The sequence below is a fragment of the Pseudomonas sp. CCI3.1 genome (genome assembly GCF_034313985.1).
GTDB classification, from domain to species: Bacteria; Pseudomonadota; Gammaproteobacteria; order Pseudomonadales; family Pseudomonadaceae; genus Aquipseudomonas; species Aquipseudomonas psychrophila.
In genome coordinates, this window is sequence record NZ_JAVIWO010000001.1 from 494,963 (window position 1) to 507,960 (window position 12,998).

Consider the following 12,998-nt stretch of genomic DNA (forward strand, 5'->3'; position numbering starts at 1 on the left):
CTAGGCTCGACACCCAATAAAAGAAGCGGCTCCACATCGTGCTGGACGACGGGAGCCGGAGTGTCGAAGTGAATGAAAGGTCTTAAGTGATCGCACCGATCTGCCAAGGCACGAACTCGTTCTGGCCGTAACCGTGCTGTTCGCTTTTGCTTTTGTCACCCGAGGCGATACGCAGCATCATGCGAAAAATGTATTCGCCGCGCTCCTCAATGGTCATGGTGCCGTCGGCAATCCCGCCGCAGTTGACGTCCATGTCTTCTTCCTGGGTTTCCCAAAGGCGGCTGTTAGTGGCGAGCTTGATGGACGGCGAGGGCGCACACCCATAAGCAGACCCGCGACCCGTAGTAAAGGCAATCAGATTGGCCCCGCCAGCGACTTGGCCGGTTGCAGAGATAGGGTCGTAGCCGGGGGTGTCCATGAACACCAGGCCGTGTGCCCGGACTGTTTCAGCGTATTCGTAGACATCCACAAGATCGGTGGAGCCTGCCTTGGCTACAGCCCCCAGAGATTTCTCCAGAATGGTTGTCAAACCTCCCGCTTTGTTGCCCGCTGAAGGATTGTTGTTCAGTTCGGCATCCATGCGTTTGCAATAAGCTTCCCACCAATGAATGCGTGCAATGAGCTTTTCACCGACTTTCTGGCTGATGGCGCGACGGGTCAGCAAGTGCTCGGCGCCGTAGACCTCCGGCGTTTCCGACAGAATAGCTGTGCCGCCGGCCGCGATCAGGCGATCGACTGCATTACCCAATGCAGGATTGGCAGTGATGCCCGAGTAACCGTCCGAACCACCACATTGCAGACCGATGATCAGATGCTTGGCGCTGACGGGTTCGCGTTTGACTTTGTTGGCTTCTGCCAGCAGTGACTTGACTTGCGCGATGCCACTGGCAATGGTTTTGGACGTGCCACCCGTGCCCTGAATAGTGAAAGTGCGCAGCGAATCGCTGCTTGTCAGACCCTGGGCCGCCAGCAGATCTGGGATCTGGTTGGTCTCGCACCCCAGCCCGATCAAGAGTACCGAGGCAAAGTTCGGGTGAACCGCATAACCGCCCAGAGTCCTGCGCAGCATTGCCAGTGCTTCGCCGCCGGGGTCGACGGCGCAGCCCACACCGTGGGTGAGTGCAACGACACCGTCGACGTTGGGGTATTCAATCAATGCCTCAGGGTGAATGTCGCGGCGAAAATAGTCGGCAATCGCCCGTGCCACTGTGGCCGAGCAATTGACCGACGTCAGAATGCCGATGTAGTTGCGCGTAGCCACTCGACCATCGGAGCGTACGATGCCCATGAACGTTTCCGCCGTGGGCGCGGGGCTGCCTTTGGCATCGATGCCGAATGCATAGTCCCGAGAGAAATCGCCCATCGCCACGTTGTGGACGTGCACGTGTTGCCCCGCCTCGATGGGCTGGCTCGCAAAGCCAATAATCTGGCCGTAGCGCCGAACCGGTTGGCCCACGTCGATATGACGCGCAGCGACCTTGTGGCCGGAGGGTACGGGCTCAAGCACCTGAATGCCTTCGGCTTTGAGTTCAAGGCCTTTGATCAGCGGTTGCCGCGCGATCAATACATCGTCCAGCACGTTGAGTCTGATCACGGCGTTGGCAGCGGTTTCACTGCCTGTTGTAGTTATGAGTTGCATGACAGTTCCCTCGGTTTTTCAGGTAGCGCAACGGAATCGGACAGAGCAGGTCAAGCCAATCCACGCTCGCGATAATCAATCAGGCTGGAGAACAGCATTAGCCCTGACGCCATGACGACAAAGAAGATCAGCGCCAGGAAGTATGAACCGGTGTATTGCACGATCAGACCGATCAGGATCGGCACGATCACCCCGACCATATTGCCGCAGAAGTTCATGCTTCCGCCCAACACACCCGCTTTGGACTGACCACCGAGGATGGCTGGCAAACACCAGTACATGCCGCACCAGCGAATGAAAAACAGGGCTACACACAGCAGCGAAATAACAACGACTGCATCACCGCTGTAAGCCACGGCGAGAATACAGATGGCGGCTATCGCTGCGGAGCCTGCAAACATGCTACGCATGACAGTGTTGGGTTGACCGCCTGCAGCCTTCCATTTATCGGACAGCCAGCCGCCAAACAGCTCACCAATGAACCCACACATAAAGATCAGGAAGGTAGCGCCGCCCATGGCCTTGATGTCCAGGTTGTGGGCTTTGTGCAAGTAGCTCGGCATCCAGGTCAGCAGGCCGTAGAACACGCTGTTGTAGCAAGCGTAGCCCGCGAACATTGCCAGTACCGAACGGCTCTTGAGCAGTTCCTTGAGGATCGCCTTACGCCCACCCGTGGCTTTCCTGGCGGCTTCATTGGCATCAGTGATGTAAGCCAGCTCTGCAGCATTCACTTTAGGATGTTCGCTTGGATGGTTCCTGATGTACCACCAAGCCCAGATGCCTACGACCATGGTGCCAACACCCGCGATTACGAATGCGATACGCCAGGAGTCAAACCAGGTGATCAAGCCTGCGATGAGGATGGCCCCCAGTGCAGTCCCCAGAGGGGCGCCGCCATCGACGAGCGTTGCGCCGCGACCGCGTTCATTGGGCGTAAGCCAGGCACCGTTGAGCTTGGCTCCGGCCGGCATGATCGGCGACTCTGCAACACCCAGGCCGATCCGTGTAATGAGCAAAGTGATCCAGTTGTGCGCGCCGCCGGCCAAGGCCTGAAAGAGCCCCCAGCCAACGGTGGCAATGCCAACGATGTTGCGGGTCTGAAAACGGTCGAGCAGCATGCCGCCAGGGATCTGCATCAGCGCGTAAGACCAGAAGAACGCACTCAGCATCAAACCTTCCAGTGCCGGCGTCATGTTGAAATCAGCAGAAATCAGTGGCAGTGCAACTGACAGCGAAGCCCGGTCGATGTAATTGATGGCCGATAGCAGTAGCAGAAGCAGGAAAATCCTCCAACGCACAGTGGTTGGACGGGCGTTTTCGGCGCCAGTCGATGCAGTAGCCGTGACGACCTGTACATTGCCAGTGGTCATGTTCATCTCACTCTTATGTTTATTATGAAATGCATCCTTTCCTAACGGCCCGGTTAAGGGCCTGATCCGTCACAGCGATTTAATTTCTCCGATGCTGAACGCTGCGGCGGCAACTTCGATGGTGTTGCACAGCGGTGCTCCAAACTCGCTCATGCTGACTTCGAAACGATCGCCCGGTTGAGTCTTGATATTGTCTGCGACCGAGAGGGTGGCAGTGCCGAAGAAGTGCACATGCACATCCCCAGGGCGCAAGAACTGGGTGTACTTGAAGTGGTGGTATTCAAGGTTCTCCAGGCTGTGGCACATATTGTCTTCGCCACTTAGGAACTCTTTTTCCCAGAGTACCTGGCCGTCGCGCCAAATCCGGCTGGTGCCGGCCAGGTGCCGGGGCAGTACACCGACGCGAAGCTCGGGCCCATAGGAGCAGTTACGCAGTTTGGAATGTGCCAGATACAGGTAATTGCGACGTTCCATGACATGGTCTGAGAATTCGTTGCCCAGGGCGAAGCCAACGCGGTATGGCTTGCCGTCTTCGCCAATTACGTAGAGGCCAGTCAGCTCTGGTTCTTCACCGGCATCTTCCGCAAAGTCCGGGGACTGGAAAGCCTGGTTCGGCCGTACCACAATCGAACCGTCGCCCTTGTAGAACCACTCAGGCTGAGCTCCCACCTTACCCGCGGCGGGACGGCCGCCGTCGATACCCCACTGGAACATCCGAGCGGTGTCGGTTAGCGTGGCCTGATCGTCGACATTTTTCTGGTGCATTTTGTCGCGAGTCGAAGCGCTGCCCAGGTGGGTCAAGCCAGTACCACTGATGAGGCAGTGGGCCGGGTCTTCATGGTCGAGTGGCGCAAGCACTCGGCCAGACTCCAAAAGCCCGGTATAACCCTCGGGGCCGAGTGCGGTGCCCATGGCCTTTACTTCTTGCAGCAAGCTGCGTCCATTGGCAATGGCCGCGAGGGCGAGGGCACGTGTACTGGATATACCATTGACCTGTTGAATCGAGTCGCCCTCAACTACGCCTACACGTCGCTGGCCTGTAGAGTCTTCAAATTGGATTAAACGCATGGTGGGGTCTCGGCTTGTTGTTATCGTTGGGGCCACTTTAAATTTCCAGGCTGTTGCTGCCTAATGAGAGTTACGACCCAAGCGATAACTTTCAGGTATACCCATGCTTCCGTCCTTCTCATCCATCGTTTCTCGCCTGCGGCTCAAGCAACTGCGCTTATTGATTGCCTTCGACGAGCATGGCTCGGTGCGCAAGGCTTCCGAGATCATGGCGTTGTCTCAACCGGGCGCAACCAAGGCATTGCAGGAAATCGAAACAATCTTCGGTTCAAGCCTCTTCGAGCGCACGAGCAAGGGCCTGGAAGCCAACGACCTTGGCCGCTGTGTGATTCGTTATGCCCGCTTGATACACACCGACCTCGAGCATCTTCGTGAAGAAATGGTCGGAATTCTGAAAGGACACGGTGGACGCCTGACGGTAGGTACCATCATGGGCGCCGTACCGGCGCTGGTTGATAGCCTGGCGCGCCTGCGCGAGAAACAGCCGGAGCTGTCGATTGCCATAGTTGAGGACACCAGTTCGCGATTGTTGAGCTTGTTGGACCAGGGGCGGCTGGATGTAGCGATCTGTCGAATCAGCGTAAGCACACGTCCGACCGCGTATCAAACCCGCTTCCGCGCACAGGAGCCACTGGTAGTGGTGGCTAACCCGGGGCATCGACTGGCAAGCGTGGCATCGCTGCAGCTCGCTGACCTGATGGACAGTCGCTGGGTAGTATTCCCGGTCAATATGCCCATGCGCCTGACGTTAGAGCGTGAATTTCGCCAATTGGGATTAAGTTTTCCGCTCTACGCAATCGAAACCTCTTCGACTTTTACGACTTTGTCACTATTGCTGAAAGACCCTGACTTGGTTGCCGTTATGCCTAACGATGTCGCTCAGATGGCTCTGGATCACGGTATGTTGGTCAAACTGGCGCTGACCATTCAATCGACTAGCGAGCCCTATGAAATTGTCACCCGGGCGGATGTGGAGTACACAGCGCCTATGGTTTTGTTGATCGATGAACTAACCGGCGCAAGCTGCAGTTCAGCATCATCTGTACCGTAGCGCGGTTTATGACCTGGGGACGTTTCGGTAAGGGTGCTGCCCCTCACTCACACGATTTTGCAGAAGCGGTGCTTATGTTGGTCACCCGTTGCTCGCAGGTTCGAATCCCATGCGCCCTACACTGCGTAACACCCAAACAGCCGGTCTAACCCTCGGGATTAACCGGTTTTTTTGTGCCCGGGATTTAGCAAGACGCCCAGGGGTTAGGTGGCATGTTCAGAGGGTTAGTCTGCTGACTCGAAACCGATCTGATGGTTTTTGTGGTGCGCCACTGACGAGTGGTTGTCATAAAAGTGGAACTCCAACTCATCACCATCAGTCAATTTTCATGTCCAGACTGGACACCTATTTCAAACCGGGAGAAAAGCCATGAGTGGTACTTCAGACAAAATCAAAGGCCTGGCCAACGAAGCAATCGGTAATGTGAAGCAAGGTGTGGGCAAGGCCACAGGAAGTGACAAGCTGCAGGTCGAAGGGAAGATCCAGGAAAAGAAAGGTGAAGCCCAGCAAGTGGTTGGCAAGGTCAAAGACGCCGTTGACAAGAAGTAGCTCCAGGCCTTTTTTACCTTCCCTGCAATGGCTATCAGGGGGTAGCCATTGCAGTAGTTTATTCGGCACTCCGAGTGGCTACAGCAGTCTTCTGCGGTGTTAAGAGGGGGGAGCTGTAGTACTTCTGACCATTTGGATTGATGCAAGATCAACCCAGGCCCAAGGCAGGAGAGGGCGTCAGGCCAGTGATCAATACTCGTAAGAGAGATTAATCGAGCCCGTCGCACCTTTACGCTCGCCAAAGAAACCTTGCACGCCCACATCGAGTTTTATGGCACTGACTGAAGCGATCGGGGTGGTCGAGACACCAACTTCAAAGATCCCGGTACTGCCGCCCAGATCGGCTCCTTTAATCGACATGTCGTAGACCTTGCCGGAGACCTTACCTTCGAACTCATGCTCGTAGGCGAGACCTGCATAGGGCGCAATGTGTTGTGTGACTGCGTAGGTGTAGCGGGTACCAGCACGCAAGCGCGAGCTGTTGTCGCGGTCAAAACTGAGTTTGTCATTGCCAACCATGACCTTGTCAGCGTTGATGTGGCTCCAACTGTAACGGCTGTAAACATCAACAGATTGCTGATCATCAAGGTTGAAGACATAGCCGATGCCGGCCATGGCGCTGACATACTGTGACGTGGAGTTGTAGTGGCCGCGGACACCTTCGGCATCGATCAGATCATTGCTGGAAAAATCTGTTTTGACTCTACCTGCGCGCATTACAGCATCGAGGTATACGCCCTCTTTGATGCCTGCAACGGGTTTGGCATTTTTGTTGATTGAAGTGCCCGCCACATCCATATGAAAGAGGAGACCAGCACCGGTGTAACGCAAATCACCACTGCCGCGCACATCGCCATAACCCGCGAAGCTGTTGTAACTGTCGTAGTTACCTTGGCCATGATCAATAAAGGCACCAAACACTACTTGGCTGGTGTTTTGGAGTTCAAAACATTTGCGCAGGCCAAGAGCCATTTTAAAGTTGCGTATACGAATGTGGGAGCCGGTGTCATAACGGTTGGTGCCTCCATCCGTTATAAAAAACATATCGGTGACGCAGGAGCTGAGGCTCTCGCGGATCATATCAGTGCCTTGATTGGTGAAGGCGAGCGCCGCTGCGCGGCCTTGCAGAAATGACTCCGATTTTGGGTTGAGCCTGCCTGCAGGTGAGGGGGGCAGTGGAGTAGTGTCGCTTTTGCTGTCGATGTTCAACACGAAGGCATCATTTTCGATGCCGAGCTGTGCATCATAAATAATAAAGTGGCCTTGCTCGACCTGGACGCTTGCAGGGCTCGAAGTTCCCTGCGCCTTATCGATCAGTATCACTTTGTCGCCTTCATTGAGGCGGTTTCCATCGCTCACCATGGCAACTGTATGCTGGGTATTGTTAAGGTCAACCTTGTCAGACCCCGTAATTTTAATCAGGGTATCTTGGTTAACGACATCTTTAGGCAATAACCAATTGTACTGTTCGAAGTTGTAGATGCCCTTAACCGAACCTCGGTAGCCATTTAGGGTAAGGGTATTGCCGCTAAACGCTCTATTGGGTTGCAGGGTGCCGTCGCCATCAGCGCTATAGCCGCCATATACCGCTCCAGCAATACTGAGCTCGGTGCCGGTGAGGGTGACGTGGTTATTTTCAGCATTGCCACCAGCGCCAGTGACACCCGCGCTGGCACCATTGGCGCGGCCGCCTTGGCTATAGCCACCGTAAATATCCCCGGTGAGCGATGATACGCCGCCTAACTTAATAGTGTTGCTGCTGCTGTCACCACCAGCACCGCCAATGGCGGAGGTTTGTGAAGCAGGGCCAATGAAGAATACTTCTCCCGCCGCTCCACCGGCGCTGTAGCCACCCAAGATCGAGCCGCCATTGATCCCATCGCTGCCCGTTTGGCCTGTACCGCCCGGGGCGCCAATTAAACGGACATCGCTCAGCAAAAGAGTGTTACCGCTTACTGCGCCACCGTTGCCACCATTGCCACCATCCGCGGAAGCGTCGAAGCTGGAGATGGAGTACCCGCCAGCGCCGCCCTGGCTGAGACCACCGAAGATCGATCCGCCGCCGGATCCGCCGCTGCCAGTGGCTCCAATCCCTCCAACACCGACATTACCTCCACGTGCACCGTTAAGTGTGATGTTGCTGAGTGTCATGCTGATGTCAGAGATTGCGCCGCCAGAACCTCCTGCGGAGGAGGAATTGAGGTTGGAGCTGGAGATGGAATATCCGCCAGCGCCGCCCTGACTAAGGCCACCGAAGATCGATCCGCCGCCGGCTCCGCCGCTGCCCCCGGCTCCAACCCCTCCAACCCCTCCATTACCTCCAAGTACCCCGTTTAATGTGATGTTGCTGAGTGTCATGCTGATGTCAGAGATTGCGCCGCCAGAACCTCCTGCGGAGGAGGTGTTGGAGAAGGAGTATGTGGAGCCGCCAGCGCCACCCTGGCTGAGGCCACCAAAGATAGATCCGCCGCCGGCACCGCCAATGCCGCTAGCGGATCCACTACTATTCCCGGCATTTCCTCCAAGGGCGCCGTTAAGAGTGACATTGCTGAGTGTCATGGTGATGTCGGAGATGGCGCCGCCAGAACCTCCTGCGGAGGAGGAGTCGGAGTTGGAGTTGGAATCGGAGAATCCGCCAGCGCCGCCTTGGCTAAGGCCACCGAAGATCGATCCGCCGCCGGCTCCGCCGTTGCCACTGGCGCCAAAATTGTAATCCGCATTACCACCAGCCCCTCCACGTGCACCGTTAAGTGTGATGTCGCTGAGTGTCATGGTGATGCCAGAGATGGCGCCGCCTAAACCTCCTGCGGAGGAGGAGTCGGCGGTAGTGGTGGAAAAGGAGAGTCCGCCTGCGCCTCCTTGGCTAAGCCCGGCAAAGATCGAACCGCCGCCAACTCCGCCGCTGCCGCTGGCTCCATCACTGTTCCCGCCACTACCTCCGTTACCCCCAAGTGCACCGTTTAGTGTGATGTTGCTGAGGGTCATGGTCATATCAGAGATTGCGCCGCCAGAACCACCTGCGGAGAAGGAGACAGCGCTGGGGTTAGAGGCGTCGTCGGAGAATCCGCCAGCGCCGCCTTGGCTAAGGCCACCGAAGATCGATCCTCCGCCGGCACCGCCCTGACCACCACCGCCGCCGCTAAGACCACCACCATTATCGGCACCACCGCTGCCACCGTTACCGGCATCTGTGCCGGCCAGGGAGATATTGACCGCGTTGCTTTGACTGATGGTTTTGCCGGCAATATCCCCGCCGTTACCGCCATTAGAATCTGTTGTTGAAGTTCCGCCTGCGCCGCCCTGGCTGAAAGCGCCAAACGCGGAACCGCCGCCAGCGCCACCATTTCCGCCGCCGCCTTGAGCATTGGTAGCATCTTGGCCATCTGAGCCATCACTTACGGAACCAAGGTCTTGGGTAAGGTCTAGTGTGTTCTGGTTGAGAAAATCCGCACCATTACCGCCATTGGCTAAAGCTCCCGAGGTACCGGGAGCTCCACTATTGAATTCGTTAGGGCTAGTCGTTATGTCGCCATTGGCGCCAGCTGCGCCGCCCGCTGCCCAAACGTTAGCGCTGTACATAAGGCTTGCGCAGATTGCCAGTGCAAGTGGTGTTAAACGCAAATCCATGTGTGAACTATCCCAGAGGTTCTAGCCCAATGCCCATAACGAAGCACCGAGCAGGGCAAATAGGGGGTTTGGGCTGGTATTCGATGGTGATTCCTTCATTTCCCTAAACGAGCGTAGTCACTCATCTCAGTTTGGCTAGCTAAGCGGGTAGGGGGTTAAGGCGAATTCAGCCAGCCGGCTTCAATGACGCACGCTTTGGCAGTCTCTGGCTGAGCGCTGTAATTCATGATCGCCCAGGTTTCTTCAGCTCAACTGCATCTCACTTAATGAAGAAGGGTACCTGCTGTGAGTGAGCCGTCGATAGAAGGCAGCCTTAAGCGCACCCAGCCCTACGTTCATAACGCTGACGTCGAATTGAGCGATGTCCTTGCATGCCTGGGTTACCCAGGCATGCAAGGCGACAGGGCTTAAACGAACTGCAACACGTCGCTCACAGGTTTGCGCGGCTTTTGTGGCCAGTTGGCCGACCCAGGGTAGCCCACAGTGATCAACATCACGGGCACTTCTTCATCCGACAGACCGAACTCCTTGGCCACTGCGGCCTGATCGAATCCAATCATTGGAGTTGAAACCAAACCTTGGCCCTTGGCGGCCAACATCAGGGTCATCCCGGCCAGTGAGCCAGAGCGGATGGCTTCGTCGCGCTGCAACTGGGGATTTTCCTGATACATGCCTTGCGCCGCACCCACCCACATGTCGTAGATCGACTGGTCGATGATTCCGGCGTCCAGGGTCGGCTGCAAGGCAGCCGGCAGGGTTACATGCGGGTTCAGGGTGCCGCAGACAATAAAGGTCACGGCGGCATCCATGACCTTTTGTTGGCCGAATGCCAATGGCAGTAGGCGCGCCTTGGCTTCGGTGCTGCGCACGGCCAGGAACTTCCAGTTTTGCAGGTTAAAGGCGGAGGGCGCGTGGGTGGCCAGGTTGACCAGTTCGGCGACCTGGGCGTCCGTCAACGAACGTTCGGTGTCGTAGCTGTTGGCGGAGATGCGGGACTTAATAACTTCAGCGATAGCGGACATGGTGGTCTCTGTGCGGGATAGGTTTGCGCAGGACACGGTTGTCACTCTTGAACCTGCGTATTGTTTCAACTCAGCGGCTGAAACCGTCGAATGGGGTCATGTAAACGGCACCGAACGGGTCCAGGCGCTTGCGGATTTCGGCGTCGGGGGTGCCGTAGACCACGAGGCTGGTGATAGTGCACAGCTCCAGGATGGCGATCAGGTCGGTGTTCTTCGCAAAGCTCGCGAGTGATGTCGTCAGGAGCCACAAGCGTGTGAGCGTCTACAGCAAGATACATGATTTAACATAATATACATTATGCGTACTTGCGTAATAGAACATCAAGGTCAGTGGAGGTCAGATTTCAATGCACAGAGCACTCTGAAATCTTCCTGACCTTTTAACTGCTCTCTAGTAAACACCTCCAGCGGCTATCGCTCACCGAAAACACTTTAGTCTGCAGCACGCCGTTGAGATGATCCGATGATTAAACAACTCTTCGCAGCGTTGTAGTTATGCCGCCGTCTCAAATGGGATTGCTGATTACGGTGCTTCAAGGTCGTCCGCTCTAAGCATTGGACACTTTCTGCCTGGATCACTACACGCCCATTGCTTTGCGGCATAATCGCAAGCTTTGCACCGCACCGGTCCGCAGTGATAACCGCAATGGAATGGACAAATGATCAGAGCATTTGAGCACGACGATATGGAACGCATTCTGGACATCTGGCTGAAAGCATCCATCAAGGCCCATGACTTTATCGATGCTTCTTACTGGCAATCCCATTTAGAAGCTATGCGTGACGTTTACATACCGGGATCTGAAACGTATGTGGTTGAAGATCAATCGGGAGTTTTGGGATTTTGTTGTTTGCTGGGCAATCAACTGGCCGCACTGTTTGTCGATCCAGACCATCAAGGCAAAGGCCTGGGCAAGCAATTGCTTAAGCATGTAAAAAACCTTCGGGATGAGCTGACACTGGCTGTATACAAGGAGAACACGCCCAGCATCGCCTTCTATCAGTCACAAGGCTTTGAGGTGGTCAAGGAGCAAGTTGATACTCAAACAGGTCACAGTGAGCACCTGATGTCGTACAAAAATCACTAGACATGGGGCCTGCTAAAGGTGGCTATTCATGCCCTGTGACGATCTCCCTTGACCGCCCGTGTTCAGGCCCATGACTTCAAGCCCCTGAACATAACCAAATATTATAACTAAACTAAAGAACTATTTAGTATAGTTATAATACACGCTGTTTTATCCCCTCTCCATTGCCTGGTTTGTGGCTGTATCGGCGTCCTCAATCCGGTGTCCTGCGTAATGAACATCTATGCTCTTCGCTTGATCCGCGCATTTGAAGCTATATGAGTTCGCAGTAACCTTTCTCCCATTGCCTGCTTGTTGGAGGGACACACATTGGCCCATACCCCGTTCTCAGGCCCCCTCTATGCGCTCGATGCGCCAGAGAGAATTCGCTCCAGCAATTACCCTGAGCCTTTTGCTTCACTCATGCAGGCCCGCCAGAAAAGGCCCTTGGGCGACCTCTTCAACCTCAAGAATTTTGGCGTAAACCTGATCCACTTACCTCCAGGAAGTATTTCGTCTCTTCACCATTCTCACGAGCTGCAAGACGAGTTCATCTATGTACTGGAGGGTCATCCGACCTTATTTCAGGCGGATGAGTCGCTGCAACTGGCTCCGGGAATGATTGCCGGCTTCCCTGCCAAAGGTGTCGCTCACCATCTTGAGAATAGAACTGACGTAACCTGCGTCATTCTTGAGGTCGGCGATCGAAGCACAGGGGACCGCGTGAATTATCCTTCTGACGACATACAAGCCGTTACCGGGGCTGACGGCAAATGGCATTTCACCCACAAAGATGGCATTCCCTATTCGTGACAGATTTCAGGCCCCAGTACTGGCTTGTCAGCTTGCTGCGATATTGCTAGTGTGAATTGATGACAGATTATTACCGCACATTGACCACCACCCCGACCACGACCGCTAAATGCGGAGCGTGCGAGGTGTCGTGAGCCAATAGCAAACGAACTTCAAAGGCCCGCCAGCGATGGACAGGGCCTTTTTTATGCCCTTGTGTCGCTGGCTACTATGCAAGGAGATGCACCCATGTACGCCCTTTTGATTCTGGACGTCCAGGTCGGACTCGTTCACGGCCCTGACAAGCCATGGCGCAGCGAGGAGTTGCTGGAAACGGTCAACAGCCTGATGGACAAAGCACGTAGCGCAGGTGCAACGATATTTCTGGCGCGCCATACAGGCCCTGTCGGATCTCCCATCGAACCCGGCAGTCCGTTGACGGAGCTTGCACCCGAACTCAAGTTAGCGGGTGGCGAAGTGGTGTTTGAAAAAAATCGCCCCAACGCTTTCACACTGACCGGGCTGGCGGAAAACTTACGCGCTTGCGGTGCCACCGGCGTGGTCATCGCAGGCATGAAGACTCAATATTGCGTCGACAGTACGTGCCGGGCTGCCCGCGACCTGGGGCTCGATGCCGTGCTGATCGCCGACGGCCATACTTGCTCAGACACCCCGGCCCTGACAGCCCAGGATATCGTGGCTCATCACAACGCCACCCTTGCCGGGCCTTTCTGCCAGTTGATCAAGGCTGAGGACTGGCATTTCTAGCAGAGCGCTAAAAAGTGGGCGTGCGCAGGCTTTGCCTTGGGCTGA

11 protein-coding genes are annotated in these 12,998 nt (G+C 55.7%); 5 read left to right on the top strand and 6 right to left on the bottom strand.

All coding sequences use genetic code 11. From position 1 onward, the window contains the following. Window positions 1-82: 82 nt before the first annotated feature. The 3 genes from RGV06_RS02045 to araD1 all read right to left on the bottom strand — a co-directional run bounded on the left by RGV06_RS02045 (window position 83) and on the right by araD1 (window position 4,077). A complete protein-coding gene (locus RGV06_RS02045) occupies window positions 83-1,639 on the bottom strand; it encodes a UxaA family hydrolase (protein WP_046809386.1) in 1,557 nt (518 codons plus the stop codon). A gap of 50 nt (window positions 1,640-1,689) precedes the next feature. Next, complete coding sequence (locus tag RGV06_RS02050; RefSeq protein ID WP_019822602.1) at window positions 1,690-3,009, bottom strand: MFS transporter; 1,320 nt, start codon at window positions 3,007-3,009, stop codon at window positions 1,690-1,692. Between the two features lie 69 nt (window positions 3,010-3,078). Further along, on the bottom strand, window positions 3,079-4,077 hold the full coding sequence (araD1, locus tag RGV06_RS02055; RefSeq protein WP_019822604.1) for an AraD1 family protein: 999 nt from the start codon (window positions 4,075-4,077) through the stop codon (window positions 3,079-3,081). A 103-nt stretch (window positions 4,078-4,180) separates the two neighbouring features. Between araD1 and RGV06_RS02060 the strand changes: the two genes are divergently transcribed. Then, entirely contained in the window at window positions 4,181-5,128 is a 948-nt protein-coding gene (locus RGV06_RS02060; protein WP_322149222.1) for a LysR family transcriptional regulator, read from the top strand. A gap of 369 nt (window positions 5,129-5,497) precedes the next feature. After that, window positions 5,498-5,677 carry a CsbD family protein gene (locus RGV06_RS02065; protein ID WP_019822609.1) on the top strand — a complete coding sequence of 60 codons (180 nt, stop codon included), beginning with the start codon at window positions 5,498-5,500 and terminating at the stop codon, window positions 5,675-5,677. 189 nt (window positions 5,678-5,866) lie between these two features. Here the strand turns inward: RGV06_RS02065 and RGV06_RS02070 are convergent, their stop codons facing one another. The 3 genes from RGV06_RS02070 to RGV06_RS02080 form a co-directional block, all read right to left on the bottom strand. Further along, on the bottom strand, window positions 5,867-9,304 hold the full coding sequence (locus RGV06_RS02070; RefSeq protein ID WP_322149223.1) for a hypothetical protein: 3,438 nt from the start codon (window positions 9,302-9,304) through the stop codon (window positions 5,867-5,869). A 407-nt stretch (window positions 9,305-9,711) separates the two neighbouring features. Next, window positions 9,712-10,326 (bottom strand): nitroreductase family protein, encoded by a 615-nt coding sequence (locus RGV06_RS02075; protein WP_019822614.1) that lies wholly within the window; start codon window positions 10,324-10,326, stop codon window positions 9,712-9,714. A gap of 70 nt (window positions 10,327-10,396) precedes the next feature. Then, window positions 10,397-10,576, bottom strand: coding sequence for a hypothetical protein (locus RGV06_RS02080; protein ID WP_322151954.1), 180 nt, complete (start codon window positions 10,574-10,576; stop codon window positions 10,397-10,399). A 409-nt stretch (window positions 10,577-10,985) separates the two neighbouring features. Here RGV06_RS02080 and RGV06_RS02085 point away from each other — a divergent pair, with 409 nt between their 5' ends. From RGV06_RS02085 to RGV06_RS02095, 3 genes are all read left to right on the top strand, one after another. Continuing rightward, a complete protein-coding gene (locus tag RGV06_RS02085; RefSeq protein WP_046809381.1) occupies window positions 10,986-11,414 on the top strand; it encodes an N-acetyltransferase in 429 nt (142 codons plus the stop codon). 309 nt (window positions 11,415-11,723) lie between these two features. Further along, the gene (locus RGV06_RS02090) at window positions 11,724-12,206 is read left to right on the top strand and encodes a cupin domain-containing protein (RefSeq protein ID WP_019822716.1); all 483 of its coding nucleotides are present in this window, start codon (window positions 11,724-11,726) and stop codon (window positions 12,204-12,206) included. Window positions 12,207-12,434: 228 nt separating this feature from the next. Beyond that, window positions 12,435-12,953: a cysteine hydrolase family protein gene (locus tag RGV06_RS02095; protein WP_019822718.1), complete on the top strand. Its 519-nt coding sequence runs from the start codon at window positions 12,435-12,437 to the stop codon at window positions 12,951-12,953. The last annotated feature ends 45 nt before the right edge of the window (window positions 12,954-12,998 follow it).